Source organism: Macrococcus equipercicus, from assembly GCF_024205945.1.
Lineage (GTDB): Bacteria > Bacillota > Bacilli > Staphylococcales > Staphylococcaceae > Macrococcus > Macrococcus equipercicus.
This window is the reverse complement of sequence record NZ_CP073809.1, coordinates 2034425-2054982: the sequence shown is the minus strand read 5'-3', so window position 1 is coordinate 2054982 and position 20558 is coordinate 2034425. Positions and strand designations below refer to the sequence as shown.

The 20558-nt window shown below is 46.8% G+C and carries 14 protein-coding genes, 7 tRNA genes and 3 rRNA genes; 21 read left to right on the top strand and 3 right to left on the bottom strand.

Annotated elements, in window-relative coordinates:
• Positions 1-5 precede the first annotated feature (5 nt).
• The 10 genes from KFV11_RS10980 (at position 6) to rrf (ending at position 5773) form a co-directional block, all read left to right on the top strand.
• A tRNA-Leu gene (locus tag KFV11_RS10980) sits at positions 6-92 on the top strand.
• A 5-nt stretch (positions 93-97) separates the two neighbouring features.
• Positions 98-172, top strand: a tRNA-Gly gene (locus tag KFV11_RS10975).
• 24 nt (positions 173-196) lie between these two features.
• Positions 197-285: transfer RNA gene (locus tag KFV11_RS10970), tRNA-Leu, on the top strand.
• Positions 286-291: 6 nt separating this feature from the next.
• A tRNA-Arg gene (locus tag KFV11_RS10965) sits at positions 292-368 on the top strand.
• Positions 369-381: 13 nt separating this feature from the next.
• Positions 382-455, top strand: a tRNA-Pro gene (locus KFV11_RS10960).
• Positions 456-472: 17 nt separating this feature from the next.
• Positions 473-548 (top strand) — tRNA-Ala (locus KFV11_RS10955).
• Positions 549-677: 129 nt separating this feature from the next.
• Positions 678-2231: ribosomal RNA gene (locus KFV11_RS10950) — 16S ribosomal RNA — on the top strand.
• A 91-nt stretch (positions 2232-2322) separates the two neighbouring features.
• A tRNA-Ile gene (locus tag KFV11_RS10945) sits at positions 2323-2399 on the top strand.
• A gap of 138 nt (positions 2400-2537) precedes the next feature.
• A 23S ribosomal RNA gene (locus KFV11_RS10940) occupies positions 2538-5461 on the top strand.
• 197 nt (positions 5462-5658) lie between these two features.
• Positions 5659-5773 (top strand): 5S ribosomal RNA (rrf, locus tag KFV11_RS10935).
• Together the 16S, 23S and 5S rRNA genes with 7 tRNA genes alongside form the textbook arrangement of a ribosomal RNA operon.
• Before the next feature lie 106 nt (positions 5774-5879).
• On the opposite strand, the gene pdxR is transcribed toward rrf, so the two are convergent.
• A complete protein-coding gene (pdxR, locus tag KFV11_RS10930) occupies positions 5880-7247 on the bottom strand; it encodes a MocR-like pyridoxine biosynthesis transcription factor PdxR (protein ID WP_254249940.1) in 1368 nt (455 codons plus the stop codon).
• 101 nt (positions 7248-7348) lie between these two features.
• On the opposite strand from pdxR, the gene pdxS reads away from it, so the two are divergent.
• The 3 genes from pdxS to KFV11_RS10915 all read left to right on the top strand — a co-directional run bounded on the left by pdxS (position 7349) and on the right by KFV11_RS10915 (position 9555).
• Entirely contained in the window at positions 7349-8236 is an 888-nt protein-coding gene (gene pdxS / locus KFV11_RS10925) for a pyridoxal 5'-phosphate synthase lyase subunit PdxS (RefSeq protein ID WP_254249939.1), read from the top strand.
• A 1-nt stretch (position 8237) separates the two neighbouring features.
• Positions 8238-8798 (top strand): pyridoxal 5'-phosphate synthase glutaminase subunit PdxT, encoded by a 561-nt coding sequence (gene pdxT, locus KFV11_RS10920; protein ID WP_149459315.1) that lies wholly within the window; start codon positions 8238-8240, stop codon positions 8796-8798.
• Between the two features lie 100 nt (positions 8799-8898).
• Positions 8899-9555 (top strand): nitroreductase family protein, encoded by a 657-nt coding sequence (locus tag KFV11_RS10915; RefSeq protein WP_254249938.1) that lies wholly within the window; start codon positions 8899-8901, stop codon positions 9553-9555.
• A 34-nt stretch (positions 9556-9589) separates the two neighbouring features.
• Here KFV11_RS10915 and KFV11_RS10910 read toward each other — a convergent pair whose 3' ends face one another.
• Entirely contained in the window at positions 9590-10861 is a 1272-nt protein-coding gene (locus KFV11_RS10910) for a pyruvate MFS transporter (RefSeq protein ID WP_254249937.1), read from the bottom strand.
• Between the two features lie 197 nt (positions 10862-11058).
• Here KFV11_RS10910 and KFV11_RS10905 point away from each other — a divergent pair, with 197 nt between their 5' ends.
• From KFV11_RS10905 to KFV11_RS10890, 4 genes are all read left to right on the top strand, one after another.
• Positions 11059-11757, top strand: a complete 699-nt coding sequence (locus KFV11_RS10905) for a FadR/GntR family transcriptional regulator (protein ID WP_254250625.1) — start codon at positions 11059-11061, stop codon at positions 11755-11757.
• A 107-nt stretch (positions 11758-11864) separates the two neighbouring features.
• Positions 11865-12599 (top strand): (Fe-S)-binding protein, encoded by a 735-nt coding sequence (locus tag KFV11_RS10900; RefSeq protein WP_254249936.1) that lies wholly within the window; start codon positions 11865-11867, stop codon positions 12597-12599.
• On the top strand, positions 12596-14038 hold the full coding sequence (locus tag KFV11_RS10895; protein WP_254249935.1) for a LutB/LldF family L-lactate oxidation iron-sulfur protein: 1443 nt from the start codon (positions 12596-12598) through the stop codon (positions 14036-14038). Before KFV11_RS10900 ends, KFV11_RS10895 begins: the two co-directional genes overlap by 4 nt.
• Entirely contained in the window at positions 14028-14717 is a 690-nt protein-coding gene (locus KFV11_RS10890) for a LutC/YkgG family protein (protein WP_254249934.1), read from the top strand. The genes KFV11_RS10895 and KFV11_RS10890 overlap by 11 nt, the downstream gene beginning before the upstream one ends.
• Positions 14718-14757: 40 nt before the next feature.
• On the opposite strand, the gene KFV11_RS10885 is transcribed toward KFV11_RS10890, so the two are convergent.
• A complete protein-coding gene (locus tag KFV11_RS10885) occupies positions 14758-15978 on the bottom strand; it encodes a NupC/NupG family nucleoside CNT transporter (protein ID WP_254249933.1) in 1221 nt (406 codons plus the stop codon).
• A 206-nt stretch (positions 15979-16184) separates the two neighbouring features.
• On the opposite strand from KFV11_RS10885, the gene KFV11_RS10880 reads away from it, so the two are divergent.
• From KFV11_RS10880 to KFV11_RS10865, 4 genes are read left to right on the top strand one after another with little or no spacing between them, the layout of a single operon-like run.
• Positions 16185-16643, top strand: coding sequence for a CtsR family transcriptional regulator (locus tag KFV11_RS10880; RefSeq protein WP_149459312.1), 459 nt, complete (start codon positions 16185-16187; stop codon positions 16641-16643).
• Between the two features lie 16 nt (positions 16644-16659).
• Positions 16660-17040: a UvrB/UvrC motif-containing protein gene (locus KFV11_RS10875; RefSeq protein ID WP_149459311.1), complete on the top strand. Its 381-nt coding sequence runs from the start codon at positions 16660-16662 to the stop codon at positions 17038-17040.
• Positions 17041-18048: a protein arginine kinase gene (locus tag KFV11_RS10870; protein ID WP_149459310.1), complete on the top strand. Its 1008-nt coding sequence runs from the start codon at positions 17041-17043 to the stop codon at positions 18046-18048. It abuts the gene before it with no gap.
• A gap of 12 nt (positions 18049-18060) precedes the next feature.
• Positions 18061-20502, top strand: coding sequence for an ATP-dependent Clp protease ATP-binding subunit (locus tag KFV11_RS10865; RefSeq protein WP_149459309.1), 2442 nt, complete (start codon positions 18061-18063; stop codon positions 20500-20502).
• The last annotated feature ends 56 nt before the right edge of the window (positions 20503-20558 follow it).

Sequence of the window (20558 nt, the reverse complement as noted above, 5' to 3'; positions counted from 1 at the left end):
ATTTTGCGGGTGTGGCGGAATTGGCAGACGCACTAGAATCAGGATCTAGCGCCTTCACGGGCGTGGGGGTTCGACTCCCTTCATCCGCACCATATTTGCGAAAGTAGTTCAGTGGTAGAATACAACCTTGCCAAGGTTGGGGTCGCGGGTTCGAATCCCGTCTTTCGCTCCATTAATTTTATTATGCTGATTACCAGCCGGGGTGGCGGAACTGGCAGACGCACAGGACTTAAAATCCTGCGGTAAGTGATTACCGTACCGGTTCGATTCCGGTCCTCGGCACCATATAATGCGCCCGTAGCTCAATTGGATAGAGCGTTTGACTACGGATCAAGAGGTTAGGGGTTCGACTCCTCTCGGGCGCGCCATTTTTATTACAAACGGGAAGTAGCTCAGCTTGGTAGAGCACTTGGTTTGGGACCAAGGGGTCGCAGGTTCGAATCCTGTCTTCCCGACTTTAACTTAAAATTATGGGGGCTTAGCTCAGCTGGGAGAGCGCCTGCTTTGCACGCAGGAGGTCAGCGGTTCGATCCCGCTAGTCTCCACCATTATTTAATTAAAATGAACATTGAAAACTGAATGACAATATGTCAACGTTAATTCCAATAATTTGAGTACTTTAGTACTTTCAAAGAGTGACTGGCTTAAGCAGTCAACGAGCTTTTATCAGACAAACTATTATGGAGAGTTTGATCCTGGCTCAGGATGAACGCTGGCGGCGTGCCTAATACATGCAAGTCGAGCGGACAGACAGGAGTGCTTGCACTCCTTGAAGTCAGCGGCGGACGGGTGAGTAACACGTGGGTAACCTACCTATAAGACTGGGATAACTTCGGGAAACCGGAGCTAATACCGGATAATATGTTTCACCTCATGGTGAAACAGTGAAAGACGGTTCTGCTGTCACTTATAGATGGACCCGCGGCGCATTAGCTAGTTGGTGAGGTAACGGCTCACCAAGGCGACGATGCGTAGCCGACCTGAGAGGGTGATCGGCCACACTGGGACTGAGACACGGCCCAGACTCCTACGGGAGGCAGCAGTAGGGAATCTTCCGCAATGGACGAAAGTCTGACGGAGCAACGCCGCGTGAGTGAAGAAGGTTTTCGGATCGTAAAACTCTGTTGTAAGGGAAGAACAAGTACGTTAGTAACTGAACGTACCTTGACGGTACCTTACCAGAAAGCCACGGCTAACTACGTGCCAGCAGCCGCGGTAATACGTAGGTGGCAAGCGTTATCCGGAATTATTGGGCGTAAAGCGCGCGTAGGCGGTCTCTTAAGTCTGATGTGAAAGCCCCCGGCTCAACCGGGGAGGGTCATTGGAAACTGGGAGACTTGAGTGCAGAAGAGGAGAGTGGAATTCCATGTGTAGCGGTGAAATGCGCAGAGATATGGAGGAACACCAGTGGCGAAGGCGGCTCTCTGGTCTGTAACTGACGCTGAGGTGCGAAAGCGTGGGGATCAAACAGGATTAGATACCCTGGTAGTCCACGCCGTAAACGATGAGTGCTAAGTGTTGGGGGGTTTCCGCCCCTCAGTGCTGCAGCTAACGCATTAAGCACTCCGCCTGGGGAGTACGGTCGCAAGACTGAAACTCAAAGGAATTGACGGGGACCCGCACAAGCGGTGGAGCATGTGGTTTAATTCGAAGCAACGCGAAGAACCTTACCAAATCTTGACATCCTCTGACAACTCTGGAGACAGAGCGTTCCCCTTCGGGGGACAGAGTGACAGGTGGTGCATGGTTGTCGTCAGCTCGTGTCGTGAGATGTTGGGTTAAGTCCCGCAACGAGCGCAACCCTTATCTTTAGTTGCCATCATTCAGTTGGGCACTCTAGAGAGACTGCCGGTGACAAACCGGAGGAAGGTGGGGATGACGTCAAATCATCATGCCCCTTATGATTTGGGCTACACACGTGCTACAATGGATGGTACAAAGGGCAGCAAAACCGCGAGGTCAAGCCAATCCCATAAAACCATTCTCAGTTCGGATTGTAGTCTGCAACTCGACTACATGAAGCTGGAATCGCTAGTAATCGTAGATCAGCATGCTACGGTGAATACGTTCCCGGGTCTTGTACACACCGCCCGTCACACCACGAGAGTTTGTAACACCCGAAGCCGGTGGAGTAACCTTTTAGGAGCTAGCCGTCGAAGGTGGGACAGATGATTGGGGTGAAGTCGTAACAAGGTAGCCGTATCGGAAGGTGCGGCTGGATCACCTCCTTTCTAAGGATTATACGGAAAAGGGATACTTGATATCCCTTAGGGATTAACGTCTGACATATTGTATTCAGTTTTGAATGTTCATCATTCAAATGGGCCTATAGCTCAGCTGGTTAGAGCGCACGCCTGATAAGCGTGAGGTCGATGGTTCGAGTCCATTTAGGCCCACCATTTATAATTTGTACCTTGAAAACTAGATAAGCAATGAAGAAGAAAAAGATTTTACCAAGCAATACCGAGTGAGTTCATTTTTTGAATTCTTAGAAATCGCGCGTCTGCATTTATGCAGACATCACATTATTAATAACAGATTAAGTTATTAAGGGCGCACGGTGGATGCCTTGGCACTAGAAGCCGACGAAGGACGTTACTAACGACGATATGCTCTGGGGAGCTGTAAGTAAGCTTTGATCCAGAGATCTCCGAATGGGGAAACCCAGCATGAGTCATGTCATGTTATCCATATGTGAATACATAGCATATGAGAAGGCACACCCGGGGAACTGAAACATCTAAGTACCCGGAGGAAGAGAAAGAAAACTCGATTCCCTGAGTAGCGGCGAGCGAAACGGGAAGAGCCCAAACCAGGATGCCTGCATCCTGGGGTTGTAGGACACTCAGCACGGAGTTACAAAGGAATAATTTAGACGAATGACTTTGGAAAAGTCAACCAGAGAAGGTAAAGGTCCTGTAGTCGAAAAGTTATTCCCTCCTGAGTGGATCCTGAGTACGGCGGAACACGTGGAATTCCGTCGGAATCCGGGAGGACCATCTCCCAAGGCTAAATACTCTCTAGTGACCGATAGTGAACCAGTACCGTGAGGGAAAGGTGAAAAGCACCCCGGAAGGGGAGTGAAATAGAACCTGAAACCGTGTGCTTACAAGTAGTCAGAGCCCGTTAATGGGTGATGGCGTGCCTTTTGTAGAATGATCCGGCGAGTTACGATTTGATGCAAGGTTAAGCAGTGGATGCGGAGCCGCAGCGAAAGCGAGTCTGAACAGGGCGAATGAGTATCAGGTCGTAGACCCGAAACCAGGTGATCTACCCATGTCCAGGTTGAAGTTCAGGTAACACTGAATGGAGGACCGAACCGACTTACGTTGAAAAGTGAGCGGATGAGGTGTGGGTAGCGGAGAAATTCCAATCGAACCTGGAGATAGCTGGTTCTCTCCGAAATAGCTTTAGGGCTAGCCTCGCATGATGATTACTGGAGGTAGAGCACTGTTTGGACTAGGGGCCCCCCTCGGGTTACCGAATTCAGACAAACTCCGAATGCCAGATAATTTAATGCGGGAGTCAGACTGCGGGTGATAAGGTCCGTAGTCGAGAGGGAAACAGCCCAGACCACCAGCTAAGGTCCCAAAATATATGTTAAGTGGAAAAGGATGTGGCGTTGCCCAGACAACTAGGATGTTGGCTTAGAAGCAGCCATCATTTAAAGAGTGCGTAATAGCTCACTAGTCGAGTGACGCTGCGCCGAAAATGTACCGGGGCTAAACATATTACCGAAGCTGTGGATTGTCCGTAGGACAATGGTAGGAGAGCGTTCCAAGGGCGTCGAAGCATGACCGCAAGGACATGTGGAGCGCTTGGAAGTGAGAATGCCGGAGTGAGTAGCGAAAGACGGGTGAGAATCCCGTCCACCGATTGACTAAGGTTTCCAGAGGAAGGCTCGTCCGCTCTGGGTTAGTCGGGACCTAAGCCGAGGCCGAATGGCGTAGGCGATGGATAACAGGTAGATATTCCTGTACCACCTAAGATTGTTTGAACGATGGGGGGACGCAGAAGGATAGGCGATCGTACTGTTGGTTATGTACGTCCAAGCATCAAGACTGAGCATCAGGCAAATCCGGTGCTCGCGAAGGTTGAGATGTGACGGGGAGCGAAATTATAGTAGCGAAGTCGTTGATTTCACACTGCCAAGAAAAGCCTCTAGTTAGAAATTAGGTGCCCGTACCGCAAACCGACACAGGTAGTCAAGATGAGAATTCTAAGGTGAGCGAGCGAACTCTCGTTAAGGAACTCGGCAAAATGACCCCGTAACTTCGGGAGAAGGGGTGCTTTTTAGGGTGCAAGCCCTGAAGAGCCGCAGTGAATAGGCCCAAGCGACTGTTTATCAAAAACACAGGTCTCTGCAAAACCGTAAGGTGACGTATAGGGGCTGACGCCTGCCCGGTGCTGGAAGGTTAAAAGGAGTGGTTAGCGCAAGCGAAGCTACGAATTGAAGCCCCAGTAAACGGCGGCCGTAACTATAACGGTCCTAAGGTAGCGAAATTCCTTGTCGGGTAAGTTCCGACCCGCACGAAAGGCGTAACGATTTGGGCACTGTCTCAACGAGAGACTCGGTGAAATCATAGTACCTGTGAAGATGCAGGTTACCCGCGACAGGACGGAAAGACCCCGTGGAGCTTTACTGCAGCCTGATATTGAAATTCGGCACAGCTTGTACAGGATAGGTAGGAGCCTTCGAAGCGTGAGCGCCAGCTTACGTCGAGGCGCTGGTGGGATACTACCCTGGCTGTGTTGACTTTCTAACCCGCGCCACTTATCGTGGCGGGAGACAGTGTCAGGCGGGCAGTTTGACTGGGGCGGTCGCCTCCTAAAGAGTAACGGAGGCGCTCAAAGGTTCCCTCAGAATGGTTGGAAATCATTCGCAGAGTGTAAAGGCACAAGGGAGCTTGACTGCGAGACCTACAAGTCGAGCAGGGTCGAAAGACGGACTTAGTGATCCGGTGGTTCCGCATGGAAGGGCCATCGCTCAACGGATAAAAGCTACCCCGGGGATAACAGGCTTATCTCCCCCAAGAGTTCACATCGACGGGGAGGTTTGGCACCTCGATGTCGGCTCATCGCATCCTGGGGCTGTAGTCGGTCCCAAGGGTTGGGCTGTTCGCCCATTAAAGCGGTACGCGAGCTGGGTTCAGAACGTCGTGAGACAGTTCGGTCCCTATCCGTCGTGGGCGTAGGAAATTTGAGAGGAGCTGTCCTTAGTACGAGAGGACCGGGATGGACATACCTCTGGTGTACCAGTTGTCGCGCCAGCGGCATAGCTGGGTAGCTATGTATGGACGGGATAAGTGCTGAAAGCATCTAAGCATGAAGCCCCCCTCAAGATGAGATTTCCCAACTTCGGTTATAAGATCCCTCAAAGATGATGAGGTAGATAGGTTCGAGGTGGAAGCACAGTAATGTGTGGAGCTGACGGATACTAATCGATCGAAGACTTAATCAATTAAGAAAAGCGAAGGCAAGCGGAATGGCTTGAATCATTTTTGATGAGGCGGATGACAATCCTGATTGTCAGTACGGCTTAGAAAATGATGAAAGACAGCGCAGCTGTAGCTGGACAAACATAGATTTATCGGCATTGCCGGTCGGATCACTTCTTCAGCGTTTATCTAGTTTTGAGGGTATAATTCACCCCATCTGTCTGGTGACGATGGCAGAGAGGTCACACCTGTTCCCATACCGAACACAGAAGTTAAGCTCTCTAGCGCCGATGGTAGTTGGACTGACGTCCCGCGAGAGTAGGACGCTGCCGGGCAGAAATATGCGATGAGCCGCACCGAGACCGTTCAGGTCTCTTTTTTTTGTGTTCTTTTAAGGTACTATTCCCTTGATATAAACGTGAGGAATAGTGCCTTGAACATCTACACTAACTCCTTCATTAACTTTGTAATCACTTCTTCTATCGCGGCGTCTTCCAGTCCACCAAATCCAAGTATAAATTTGTTGAATGCTTTGTCTTTATGGCACTGCATATAATCTTCCAGCATGCTGATCTTAATATTCATGTCGTCTATAATCGGCCGGATATCTTCGTTTCCCTTCACTTCTACTATAAAGTGCATGCCTGCAAACTCACCGGAGATATTAATTGCTTCTTTATAGTGTGCTAAAGCACTCAGTGCCAGTTCTGATTTACGCTTATAAATTTTACGCATACGGTTAATATTACGCTCAAACTCCCCGTCCTGCATAAACTGTGTGACGATATACTGCATATGTCTCGGCACAGTGATATTCGGCTTATTACTCAGCTGCTGATAACGTTTCAACAGAGGTTCAGGCAGTACTAAATAAGCCATCCGGATGCTTGGAAAAATAGATTTTGAAAATGTACTCATATAGATGACCTTATGACTGTTATCCATTCCCTGCAACGCCTTCAGCGGCCGTCCTTTATATCTGAATTCACTGTCATAGTCATCTTCTATAATGTAGTGCCCACTGTTTTTACCTGCCCAGGCAAGCAGTTCTGTGCGTCGTCCGGCTGACAGTACGGCACCTGTCGGAAACTGATGGCTGGGTGTGACATGCACGATGTTCCCCTGATTATGGATTTCGCTGACGATAATTCCTTCTGCGTCGACATCAATCGTTTTGAATGGCTTGTTTTCGTACTGCAGTACTTTTCGGATAGAAGGGTAGCCGGGATTCTCAAGAAGATAAGTGGCATCCGGCAGCAGACGTGTCAGAAGTGTAAACAGCTGCTCTGTTGAACTGCCGATAATAATCTGTTCATTGGTGCAGTGCACGCCGCGTGAATGGTAAAGATAACGTCTGATTTCATTCCGCAGTGCCGGCTCACCCTGGGCATCCCCACGTTCAAGCAGTATGCTGCTCTCTACTTCGAAGGCATCGCGGGCATATTTTCTGAACAGCTGGAATGGAAACTTAGCCTGATGGCTGTCTTCGATTGTCAGTGAAAGTGTATGATCTATTGTTGAAGGAAGATGAAGCTCAATTGAATTTTTTGGAGCACTATTGACTGTTTTAATATCTTCGACAAAATAACCGACTTTCGGCTTCGAGTAGATGAATCCTTCGTCCTGAAGCTGCTGATAGGCGATTTCTACGGTTGTCTGACTGATACTTAAATGCTGGCTCAGCTTGCGCTTGGACGGCAGTTTCTCAGCGAATGTCAGACGTCCTGCTAAAATATCATCTTTAATGAACTGATAGAGCTGCTGGTATAAAAAATCATTTCCTGTTAATGGATAAGTGAGTTGTTCCATGATTATCACTGACCTTATTATTTTTATGAAATCTGATACTTTTTTAATGTCAGTTATTATTATACAGTAAGGAATGTAATGAAATAAAGGGAGTGTAGTGAATGTCTAAAATTGTTGGTTCTGATAAAGTAAAACGTGGTATGGCTGAAATGCAAAAAGGCGGCGTCATCATGGACGTTGTTAACGCAGAGCAGGCGAAAATCGCAGAAGCTGCCGGTGCAGTCGCTGTTATGGCACTGGAGCGTGTGCCAAGTGATATCCGTAAAGCAGGCGGCGTTGCCCGTATGGCTGATCCACGTATCGTTGAGGAAGTCATGAACGCTGTATCTATTCCGGTAATGGCTAAAGGTCGTATCGGTCACATTACAGAAGCACGTGTATTAGAAGCGATGAGTGTAGACTATATCGATGAGTCTGAAGTGCTGACACCGGCTGATGAAGAGTTCCACTTGAAAAAAGATGAATTCACAGTGCCATTCGTCTGCGGCTGCCGCGATTTAGGAGAAGCAGCCCGCCGTATCGGTGAAGGTGCAGCAATGCTTCGTACTAAAGGGGAACCAGGTACAGGGAACATCGTTGAAGCTGTCCGTCACTTACGTAAAGTGAATGCGCAAGTCCGTAAACTGTCAGTAATGAACGATGATGAGATCATGACAGAAGCTAAGTTACTCGGCGCACCTTACGAAGTGCTGAAAGAAATTAAAGCACTCGGTAAACTGCCGGTCGTGAACTTCGCTGCAGGCGGCGTTGCGACACCTGCTGATGCTGCACTGATGATGGAACTCGGTGCTGACGGTGTATTCGTCGGTTCTGGTATCTTCAAATCTGAATCACCAGAGAAATTTGCGCGTGCAATCGTTCAGGCGACGACGCATTATCAGGATTACAAGTTGATTGGTGACCTTTCTAAAGAACTTGGTGCAGCAATGAAAGGCATCGACATCAACACACTGACACTAGAACAGCGCATGCAGGAACGTGGCTGGTAAGATGAAAATAGGAGTGCTTGCACTGCAAGGAGCAGTCCGGGAGCATTTAAGGCACATTGAGCTGAGCGGTCATACAGGAATCCCGGTGAAACGCGTTGAACAGCTCGATGATATTGACGGCCTTGTCCTGCCAGGCGGTGAATCAACGACGATGCGCCGGCTGATGGACTTATACGGCTTCACGGAATCATTAAGACAAAGTTCGCTGCCGATGTACGGCACATGTGCGGGGCTTATTCTATTGGCAGAAGATATTGTCGGTTATGACGAAGGTCATTTAAAGAAGATGGATATTACAGTAGAGCGTAATTCATTCGGCCGCCAAGTCGACAGCTTTGAAGCAGACCTTGACGTCAAAGGGATTGAGGAACAAGTCAATGCTGTGTTCATCCGGGCGCCGCATATCGCGTCAGTCGGACCGGAAGTCGAAGTGCTCAGTGAAGTGGATGGTAAAATGGTCGCAGTCAGACAGCACGATTACCTCGGCATCTCATTCCATCCGGAGCTCACCGACGATTATAAAATAATGAAGTACTTTATCGAAGAAATGGTCGCAAAATAAACAAGCCGCAGCAGCGGCTTGTTTTTTTGCTGTAAACAGATGATTTCTACTTGAATTAATATCGTGCTATAATGTTTTATTATAATTTAAGGAGTAAACAATGAATAATTTATCTTTAATAGAAGCAATAGAATCCCGTAAATCAGTGAAGGAATTTGACAGCAGCGTTAAAATTCCACGCGCAGAAATGGAAGAAATGATCGCCCTTGCGACAAAAGCTCCATCATCTATTAACTTGCAGCCGTGGCGCTTTGTGATTGTAGAGTCGGAGGAAGCAAAAGCCGCGATTAAAGACCTCGTGCGCTTCAACACACGCCAGCTTGAGACGAGTGCTGCTTTTATACTCGTCCTTTCTGATAATACGCATATTCATGATATTGAAAAGGTCTATGGTAAAAGCGTGGAACTTGGTTATATGCCGCAGGAAGTGATGACAACAAACGTCGCTGCTCTTAAAGAATCGTTATCGAACGCTCCCGAGAGCTATATTCAGATGCAGGGAATGATGGATGCAAATCTTGCAGCAATGCAGCTTATGCTTGTAGCGAAAGATTATGGCTATGATACAAATCCAATCGGTGGCTTTGAACGCGATGAAGTGATGGCTGCACTGTCCATCAATAAAGAGCGCTACATGCCTGTCATGTTCATCGCTATCGGTAAAGGTGTGAAAGCACCGCATGACAGTAGTCGTCACGAATTAGAGGAGATTATATCCTATAACTACGGGGACGCTGCTGGTCATATTGGTCAATAAAAAAACTCAAGCGAAAGCTTGAGTTTTCTTATTTTCAGGCTGATGTTTCATCAGTGATGAGGGGTTTGTCCGGCTTAACGAAGAACCACATGATGATGGCGAAAATAACAGGAACGATTGTCAGCATCAGCGTATTGGTCCAGCCGATTCTGTCAGCAAGGAAACCACAGAGAATCGGACTGATCAGGGCACCGATATTGCCCCATAAATTCATCCAGCCTGAGACTGTCCCGGAAAAATTACGGCCAAGGTCTGTTGCAGCAGCCCAGCTCATTCCCATCGACAAACCGATACCTCCTAAACAAAGTGAGAACCAAAGAATAGTGATATGCACATCTTTTGCCGTTAGTGATAAATACAATGCACCACAGAAGATGATAAAACCTATAATGGCAATCACACCGCGACCAACAAATTTTGAACGGCCGCTCGAAATGATCTTATCGGACAGCGTGCCGCCTGAAAGAATCAGTATGAACATAGCGAGCCAAGGTACGGCAGCGAATACTCCCATATCTTTCAATTGCACATGATGTTCCTCTGCAAGATAAGTCGGCAGCCAGATCAGGAATAACGAAATGACAAATTGCACGACAAAATACTGTGCAGCAATGGCATAAAAACTGAATCGTCTAAAGAATCGGCTCCATGGAGCTGAGGTCTTTGTAGTAGAAACTGTATCACGCTCTGACATAATCAGCTCGCGCTCCGCTGCGTTTACCCATTTATGATGCTCAGGCAGGTCCTTCGCAATGACAGCCCAAAGTAAAGAGATTAAAATACCAATAAGACCGAAGATAATGAAGACAGCCTGCCAGCCAAATGCTTGTGTAATAGCGATTGTAACAAAAGGGGCAAGAACAGGACCAAAGTAACTACCAGCAAGAAGCGCACTGGATGCACGTCCTTTTTCTGTTTTGCGGAACCAGTAGGTATTGAACACAGCGTTAGAAGGATACATTGGTCCTTCACCGATACCGAATAGAAATCTAACTGCGTAGAGGACACCATGGTTTTTAACTAGACCTGTCAGAATAGTAAAAGCACTCCACCAAATAAGCGCAAAGGTAAGCATTTTCTTAGGACCAAACTTCTCTGCCATAATGCCGGCAGGTACTTGCATCAGGGCGTAGCCCAGTGAGAAGAAGGAAGCGAGAAGGCCGAACTGAGTCTTGTTCATATTTAGATCTTCCATCATGGGTCCCGCGATAATAGAAATATTCGAGCGATCCATGTAGGCAATAACGCCGATGATAAAAAATGCAACCATAAAATACCAGCGAATTTTTGTAGGTTTTGTTTTCATATACCCTCCATAATCATGTAGTCATCAGATGACCAATTGAGTTGCTCTTACATACTAGCATAATGAAAAAGCGCTTTCAATAAAATATTTAAAGAAATTTAGACGGGAGAGTTCGCTCAATTATTGGATTAAGTCGTCATTGATGAGAAGAGCTTTGCTATAATAAGAGCATCTATTAAACGGAGGTTAGTCATTTGGTGCGTATTGAAAAGAAAAAACTGTATGAAGAAATAGCTGATGTAATCAGTGATAATATAAGAATAGGTAAGCTCAGTGAAGGAGAGAAACTCCCTTCTATTCAAAGCCTCGCTGCTAAATATGGAGTGGGCCAGGCTTCCATCAGAGAAGCATTGAATGCGCTGCGCGTAATGGGACTTGTAGAGATAAAACATGGGGAGGGAACCTTTGTGAAGTCCAGTAGTCCTAAAGCATTCACTGCTGAAATGGCTGTCTTTAAACGTCAGGATATCATCGAGCTGCTCGAAGTCCGCAAAATCATCGAAGTAGGGGCGGTCAGAATAGCGGCTTTAAAGCGTACAGAAGAACAATTACAGGTCATAGAATCAGCTCTTGAAAGTATGAAGATGGCGACTGCTGAGAATGAACTGGGAGAAAAAAGCGATCTGGACTTTCATATGGCGATTGCCGATGCTGCTAATAATCACTTGCTCAAAAAATTGCTCTTTGATGTTTCGGACGTTATGAAAACGGCGATGAAGGAGACACGTAAAATATGGCTTTATAATAAGTCGAAGACGATAGATAAACTTTATCATGAGCATCTTGAAATTTATGAGGCTATCGCAAAGAGCGATGCTGAGTATGCTGTACTAAAGATGACAGCGCACCTCGATGAGGTAGAAGAAGTACTGCTCACACATTTAAATATTGATTAAGCGGTTGCAAAAACATTAAGTATGACCTAAACTTGTAATCATAATCATACAGTCATCGGATGACTGTATGAACTCTGTGGGCACAGAGGTGAGAAAGGGTGGTTATAATGAAAGTCAGTTTATTCAGTACATGTCTTGTTGATGTATTTGAGAAAAAAGTAGGCATAGCGACTGTCGAATTGCTGGAGAAACTTGGCTGTGAGGTCGATTTTCCTGCTGCACAAGTCTGCTGCGGTCAGCCGGCCTTCAACTCCGGTTATGTGCAAGATGCTAAACGCGCAGCAAAAAATATGATTAAAGCGTTTGAAAAGTCAGAAGTGGTCGTTGCGCCTTCGGGTTCATGTATCACGATGTTCAAACATTATCCAGCTATGTTTGATGATGATGCCATCTGGCAGGAACGCGCAGAGCGTCTGGCAGATAAATCCTATGAGATCACGCAGTTCATCGTTGAGGTGCTTGGTATTACAAATGTCGGAGCGGCATTGAAAGGGAAGGCGACCATGCATCCGTCCTGTCATATGACCCGCCTGCTAGGCAATGTGACAGCGCCGAAGAAATTGCTTGCTGAAGTGGAAGGACTGGAAGTGGTGGAACTGCCGCAATACTATAACTGCTGTGGCTTCGGTGGCACATTTGCAGTCAAGATGAACGATGTATCAGGCGAGATGGTCGACGAGAAAGTTGACTGTATACTGGAGAGTGGTGCTGATTATTTAGTCGGCGGAGATGCCAGCTGCCTGATGAATATTGAAGGCAGACTGAAACGCCGTGGCGCAGCTGTCAAAGTGGTCCACATTGTTGAAATTCTCAATAATCAGGTGGAGGCGGTGACATTATGAGCATGAAAATCGGTGAAGAAACGTTTAAGAAGGCAGTTAAAACGGAGCTGAAAGATACATTTATGCGCGGTGCTGTATCCAGTGCTCAGGATCGTCTACGTGAACGCAAACTGCGGGCACAAGAGGAACTCGGAAACTGGGAGGAGTGGCGCAGTCATTCAGAAGAAATTCGTCAGCATACACTGGAGAACCTTGATTATTACCTTGATATGCTCGCTGACAACGTCAGTAAGCGCGGCGGCCATGTCTTTTTTGCGGAAACGGCAGAAGAAGCGAATCAGTATGTGCAGCAAGTGCTGAAGGACAAGAATGCGAAGAAAGTTGCAAAATCGAAATCAATGGTCACAGAGGAAATCGGACTGAATCAAGCGATGGAAGCAGTCGGCTGCTCAGTCGTCGAGACGGATCTCGGTGAATATATTTTGCAGATTGATGACCATGATCCGCCGTCCCATATCGTTGCACCTGCCCTGCATAAAAATAAGGAGCAGATCCGCGCGGTTTTCCATGATAAATTAGGCTATGACCGAACGTCCCAGCCTGAGGATCTGGCGCTGTTCGCCCGCCAGAAATTAAGAGAAGAGTTTCTGACTGCAGATGTCGGCATTACCGGCTGCAACTTTGCAGTTGCGGAGAGCGGTTCATTCACACTTGTCACTAATGAAGGAAATGCCCGTATGGTTACGACACTGCCGAAGACACAGATTACAGTGATGGGGATGGAGCGCATCGTACCGTCTCATACAGAACTGGAAGTCCTTGTTTCTATGCTCACTAGAAGTGCGGTCGGACAGCGCTTGACCAGCTACGTGACAACGTTGACGGGTCCGAGAGCAGAAGATGAAATTGACGGGCCTGAAGAGTTTCACCTTGTCATCGTCGATAATGGACGCTCTAAAATACTCGGGACGCAGTTCCAGTCTATTCTGCAGTGCATCAGATGTGCTGCGTGTGTCAATGTCTGTCCGGTCTATCGCCAAGTCGGCGGTCATTCATATGGTTCTATCTATCCGGGGCCGGTGGGGGCTGTATTGTCGCCTTTACTTGGCGGTTATGAGGACTATAGTGAACTGCCTTATGCATCCACGCTTTGTGGAGCCTGTACAGAGGCATGTCCCGTGAAAATTCCACTTCATGACCTGCTCCTTAAGCACCGTCAGGTTATTGTAGAAGAGAAGAAGATGACACCGATAGCCGAACGGCTGGTGATGAAAGGATTCGGTATGGGTGCTTCCCAGCCGTCACTATTCAAATATGGTTCAAAGATGGCACCTTCCCTCATGTCGCCATTTGAGAATAAAGAGACCCATATGATCACAAAAGGACCGAAGCCGCTTCAGGCCTGGACGGAAACGAGAGATTTTCCAATGCCTGATGAAGAGAATTTCCGGGACTGGATGAAAAATCGGCTGAAACGAGGTAAACAGAATGACAGGTAAAATTTATAACCGCGAGCGTTTTTTACAAAACATCACCGGTAATCTCGCACGGCCGAAGCCGCATGCTGTCCAAAAGCCTAACTGGCAGTTCAGACCGCAGGATAAAACATTGACCGAGCTGTCAAAAGATGAATTGGTTGAACTGATGAAACAGCACAGCATTTTTATTCATACAGATGTTGTACAGACAACAACAGCAGAGCTCAATACTGCTCTTGAACAAGTAGTGAAGACATATGGCGGTGGAGAAGTCATCGCCTGGAATGATCCGCGTTTTGATCAGCTGGGTATTGATCTTGGCCGTTATGACACATTTATCTGGGACGAAGCGAAAGGTGAGGAAAATATCACAGTTGCTGAGCGTGCGAATATCGGTATTACTTTCAGCGATGTGACATTAGCTGAAAGTGCGACGGTTGTACTCTACGCAGATAAAGGGAAAGGACGCAGCGTCAGCCTGCTGCCGGCAACTTATGTCGCCATCATTCCTAAGTCGACAATTGTGCCGCGCTTCACGCAGGCAGCAGAACAGATGAATCTTATGAATGATGACAAGGATTTTCCGACTTGTATCAATCTGATCACAGGACCATCGAACTCTGCAGATATTGAGATGAAGCTTGTCGTAGGGGTCCATGGACCGGTCAAAGCGACTTATATAATAGTAGAAGATTGTTAATAAAAAAGATGGAATGGCCTGAGCCATTCCATCTTTTTTGTTATAAGAAGAATCCTGCGATAGTTGCAGAGATAAATGAAACAAGTGTCGCACCGTAAAGTAATTTCAGACCGAAGCGGGCAACGACATCGCCCTGCTTGTCATTCAATGACTTGATGGCACCTGCGATGATTCCGATAGACGAGAAGTTCGCAAACGACACTAAGAACACTGAGACGATACCGATAGCACGTTCTGATAACTCACCTGTTTTATTGTTGACGATGTTTTGAACATCAAGCATCGCTACAAATTCATTCGAGACAAGTTTGGTTGCCATGATAGATCCTGCACGGACAGCATCATGCCAAGGGATACCTGTTAAAAATGCAAACGGCGCAAAGACGTAGCCGAGAATCGTCTGGAAGTTAACATGGCCAGGAGTGAATGCATCGACAATGCCGTTTAACATGGCGATTAGTGCGATGTAACCGATCAGCATCGCACCGACGATGATTGCTACTTTGAAACCATCGAGAATATATTCACCGAGCATTTCGAAGAATGATTGTTGATGCTCATTCTCAGTCATAATGACTTCATTTTCTTCTTCATCGGTTACGCGGTACGGATTAATGATAGATGCGATGATGAAGCCGCCGAATAAGTTCAGGACGATCGCTGTCACGACGTATTCAGGTTTGATCATCGAGAAGTAGGCACCGACAATTGATAATGATACGGTCGACATCGCTGACGCTGTCAATGTATAAAGACGGTGTTTCGGAATGTATGGCAGCTGCTTCTTCAATGAGATGAAGACTTCTGACTGACCGAGAATGGCTGAAGCCACTGCATTGTAAGACTCAAGCTTACCCATACCGTTGATTTTAGAAATCGCAAGGCCTAAATATTTGATGATGAACGGTAGTAGTCTTAAATACTGCAGAATACCGATCAATGCAGAAATGAATGTGATCGGCAGCAGCACTTGCGTGAAGAAGTTGTTCAGTGGTGCGCCCTTACTATCTACATTCACCATATTAGGGAAGACGAAGTTGACACCTTCTGCTGCGTATCCTAGCAGGTAACCGAATCCTTTAGCCAGATTATTGACTAAATATACGCCGCCTGGTGTTTTAAGCAGTAAGAAGGCGAGGAGAAACTGAATAACCATCATAATAGCGATATACTGCCATCTGACATTCTTTCTATCTGAACTGACAACCCATGCAAGCAGCAGGAAGACAGCTAAACCGATAAGACCAATTATATATTGCAAGTTTTAACACCTCTTTTATATTTGATAGCGCTATATTTTTTCGCTTTTAATATCATACTACATTTAAAATGAAAGCGGTACAAAAACTTAAAGTTTTTGTAAACGCATGATAAATAGTATGTAAATACAGAATAAAACATATTGTTTGCACTTCAGAAAGAATGCTCATATAATAAAGTCAAAGATGGTCAAAAAGAGGTGAAGTCATGAAAAATATGTCGGATATCATTGAGCAGTATTTAAAGCAGCTGCTTGAGCAGAGCGGCGATGTCGTTGAGATTAAGCGCGCTCATATTGCGGAAAAATTTGATTGCGTCCCATCTCAGTTGAACTATGTCATTAAGACACGGTTTACTAACGAACATGGTTATGCCATTGAAAGTAAACGCGGTGGTGGCGGCTATATACGTATCACGAAAATTGAATCCAGTAATCAGTCTGCTTTCATCAATCATTTGAAAGACATGACTGGCAGTCAGATCACTCAGCAGAATGCTGAACATATTATAGAAGGTTTATATCAGAACGAACTGATTACATTACGCGAAAAACGTCTGTTGCTTGTGACTATTCACCGGGACGTACTCTATGTTGATGTCCCGTACCGCGATCACATACGTGCGAATATACTGCAGAACGTGCTGACTGTGCTTCAATATCAGTAGTCAGGAGAGGACGCTTATGAACTTTAATGAAGAAGAATTTACAATGAACCAGCTGCTTAAGCATCTGCTGGCATCCAGTGAACTGAACGGCCGGCAGGAACCCTGTCCGAACTGCGGGCTGACGCTGCGTGAATCGCTGCATATCGGGAAGTTCGGCTGCAGTAAATGCTACAGCACGTTCCAGGCATACTTGCCGCGTATTGTAGAACGCGTTCAAGCCGGTAACCAGAAGCACGTCGGTAAAGCACCACTGAAATCAGCAGAAAAAATTGCCCGCCGCAAGAAGATTGAAGAACTTGAACTGAAGCTGCAGGAACTAGTAGAATTGCAGGACTTCGAGCAGGCGGTTCATGTCAGAGATGAGATTAAAGCATTAAAGGAAAGCGAGGCGGAGTAAATGCTGGATAAACATTTGAGCCATACTTTAAGCGACTGGATGCAGCAGGAAACCGAGCAGCCGATTATATTAAGCTCTCGTATCCGTCTTGCAAGAAACCTTGAGAACTTCGTTCATCCGCTCATGTATGACGAGCAGACTGCGCTCGAAGTGCTTGAGGAAGTATCAGCAGTACTCAAGCCTCATTACGAAGAAGTGCGCTTAAGCGCACTCGACAAAAACGAACGTCAAATACTGGTCATCAAGCATTTAGTCAGCAAGGAGCTGCTCGCCCAGGACCACGGTGCTGTGTTTTTGAATGAGGATGAATCAGTCAGTATTATGGTCAACGAAGAAGATCATATCCGTATACAAGTGCTGGGGCCTGAACTGTCACTGGATGAACTGTACAGCAAGGCGTTAGCAGTGGACAGTCTGATCGACGAGAAACTGACATTGTCATTTGATGAGACGCTCGGTTACTTGACGACATGCCCGACCAATATCGGGACAGGACTGCGTGCAAGTGTGATGCTGCATCTGCCTGGACTGTCCATCATGAACCGGATGGGTCGTATTGCCCAGGCAATTAACCGCTTCGGCTATACAATCCGCGGGATCTACGGTGAAGGGACGCAGGCGCTCGGCCACGTGTACCAAGTATCCAACCAGCTGACGCTCGGTAAGACAGAAGAAGCGATTATTGAAGATCTGAAGCAGATTGTCGAGCAGATTATTACTGAAGAAGAAGGCATGCGTAAACGCCTCAAAGATTATGATTATATCGAGACGGCAGACCGTGTCTATAGAAGCCTTGGAGTTTTGAAATATGCTCAGCTGATCACTGCTGAAGAGGCAAGTTTAAGATTAAGTGAACTGAAAATGGGTATCGATATGGGAATAGTTGAACCGATGCCTTTTCGTTTCAACGAGCTGATGGTTGCTATTCAGCCGCCATTTCTAGCAACACTTGAAGAAGCTATACCCGTTAACGAAAAACGAGCTAAGATGCTGAGAGAGCATCTTTAAAGGAGGAACTATATCGTGTTTGGAAAATTAACAGAACGTGCGCAGCGCGTACTCGCTCACGCACAGGAAGAAGCTATTAGGTTACAGCATAACAATATCGGTACAGAGCATCTATTATTAGGCCTTGTCAGAGAACCAGAAGGCATTGCGGCTAAAGTATTAGCAACATTTGATGTAACAGAAGAAAAGATTATTACAGAAGTAGAACAGTTAATCGGTCACGGTTCTGAAATGTCAGGAACGATTCAATATACACCGCGCGCGAAGAAAGTCATTGAACTGTCACTCGACGAAGCGCGTAAACTGAACCACTCATTTGTCGGTACAGAGCATATTCTGCTCGGCCTGATCCGTGAAAACGAAGGAGTAGCGGCACGTGTGCTGGCAAACCTTGACTTGAACATCACAAAAGCCCGTGCACAAGTCGTGAAGCTGCTCGGCAGCCCGGAAATGAGCGCGAAAAACTCACAGGCGGCAAAATCTCATGCAACGCCGACGCTTGACGGCCTGGCCCGTGACTTGACTGTTATCGCTAAAGACGGCGTGCTGGATCCAGTTATCGGACGCAGCAGCGAAATTACACGCGTCATCGAAGTATTGAGCCGCCGGACAAAAAACAATCCAGTGCTTATCGGTGAACCAGGTGTCGGTAAAACAGCGATTGTTGAAGGACTGGCACAGGCGATCATCAATAACGAAGTACCGGAAACATTGAAAGATAAACGCGTCATGAGTCTTGACATGGGTACAGTTGTCGCAGGTACTAAATACCGCGGGGAATTTGAAGAGCGCCTGAAAAAAGTAATGGAAGAAATCCATTCAGCAGGTAACATTATTCTTTTCATCGATGAGCTGCATACATTGATCGGTGCAGGCGGCGCTGAAGGTGCGATTGATGCATCTAATATCCTGAAACCTGCTCTTGCCCGCGGCGAACTGCAATGTATCGGTGCGACGACTCTTGAAGAGTACCGTAAATACATCGAAAAAGATGCAGCGCTTGAACGCCGCTTCCAGCCGGTCACAGTCAATGAACCGAACGTCGAAGATGCGATTGCAATCGTTAGAGGACTGCGTGACCGTTACGAAGCGCATCACCGCATCACAATCACAGACGAAGCGCTGGAAGCAGCAGTGAAGATGAGTGACCGCTACATTTCTGACCGCTTCCTGCCGGATAAAGCGATCGACTTGATCGATGAAGCAGGTTCTAAGGTGAGACTGCGTAATCATACAACACCGCCAAGCTTAAAAGAGCTTGAAACAGAACTCGAACAAGTGAAAAAAGAAAAAGATGCCGCTGTTCATTCGCAGGAGTTCGAACAGGCAGCCGCACTGCGTGACAAACAATCCAAGCTTGAGCAGCAGTTAGATGAAACAAAGAAAGAATGGAAGAAAACACAAGGGAAATCAGAGTCATCAGTCACTGCTGACGACATCGCACTTGTCGTTGCCCAGTGGACTGGAATTCCGCTGAACAAAATCGCGGAGACTGAATCCGCAAAACTGCTGAACCTTGAAGAAATTCTGCACAACCGTGTCATCGGTCAGTCCGATGCGGTGGAATCTATCTCAAAAGCAGTCCGCCGTGCACGTGCCGGACTGAAAGATCCGAAGCGTCCGATCGGCAGCTTTATCTTCCTTGGGCCAACGGGTGTTGGTAAGACAGAACTTGCAAAAGCATTAGCTGAAGCGATGTTCGGTGAAGAAGATGCGATGATCCGCGTCGACATGAGTGAGTTCATGGAGAAACATAGTGTGTCACGTCTTGTCGGTTCTCCTCCAGGCTACGTCGGCCATGAAGAAGGCGGCCAGCTGACTGAAAAAGTACGCCGTAAACCATACTCAGTCATCTTATTCGATGAAATTGAGAAAGCTCATCCGGATGTCTTCAATATGCTGCTGCAAGTGCTCGATGACGGTCGCCTGACAGATTCACAGGGCAGGACAGTTGATTTCCGTAACACGGTAATCATCATGACTTCAAACGTCGGTGCGCAGGAATTGAAAGACAATAAGTTTGTCGGCTTCGGTGCAAGCGACGTCGGTCCGGATTATGAAACTATACGCAAAACAATGATGGATGAACTGAAAAATCAGTTCCGTCCTGAGTTCTTGAACCGTGTCGATGACATCATCGTCTTCCACAAGCTTGAAAAAGAACATCTGAAAGAAATCGTGACGCTTATGGTCGAAGGACTGGCGAAACGTCTGAAAGAACAGGACATTGTCATCACATTGACTGACGCGGCTAAAGGCAAGATTGCTGATGAAGGTTATGACCCTGAGTACGGTGCAAGACCACTCGCACGTGCGATTCAGAAAAACATCGAAGACAAACTGTCAGAAGAACTGCTGCGCGGCGAAACATTAGCAGGACAGGACATTGTCATCGATTATCAGAATGATGAGTTCACTGTAGAGAAACAAGAACGCGTCACTGAAGAAGTATAAGCTGACTGATTAAATAATCATCGACCGTAAGATTAACACGGGACAACGCCCTTAAT

Coding starts and splice junctions, on each gene's coding strand:
- pdxR (WP_254249940.1), bottom strand. CDS start 7,247: ATGGAACAACTCACTTATCCATTAACAGGAAATGATTTTTTATACCAG.
- pdxS (WP_254249939.1), top strand. CDS start 7,349: ATGTCTAAAATTGTTGGTTCTGATAAAGTAAAACGTGGTATGGCTGAA.
- pdxT (WP_149459315.1), top strand. CDS start 8,238: ATGAAAATAGGAGTGCTTGCACTGCAAGGAGCAGTCCGGGAGCATTTA.
- KFV11_RS10915 (WP_254249938.1), top strand. CDS start 8,899: ATGAATAATTTATCTTTAATAGAAGCAATAGAATCCCGTAAATCAGTG.
- KFV11_RS10910 (WP_254249937.1), bottom strand. CDS start 10,861: ATGAAAACAAAACCTACAAAAATTCGCTGGTATTTTATGGTTGCATTT.
- KFV11_RS10900 (WP_254249936.1), top strand. CDS start 11,865: ATGAAAGTCAGTTTATTCAGTACATGTCTTGTTGATGTATTTGAGAAA.
- KFV11_RS10895 (WP_254249935.1), top strand. CDS start 12,596: ATGAGCATGAAAATCGGTGAAGAAACGTTTAAGAAGGCAGTTAAAACG.
- KFV11_RS10890 (WP_254249934.1), top strand. CDS start 14,028: ATGACAGGTAAAATTTATAACCGCGAGCGTTTTTTACAAAACATCACC.
- KFV11_RS10880 (WP_149459312.1), top strand. CDS start 16,185: ATGAAAAATATGTCGGATATCATTGAGCAGTATTTAAAGCAGCTGCTT.
- KFV11_RS10875 (WP_149459311.1), top strand. CDS start 16,660: ATGAACTTTAATGAAGAAGAATTTACAATGAACCAGCTGCTTAAGCAT.
- KFV11_RS10870 (WP_149459310.1), top strand. CDS start 17,041: ATGCTGGATAAACATTTGAGCCATACTTTAAGCGACTGGATGCAGCAG.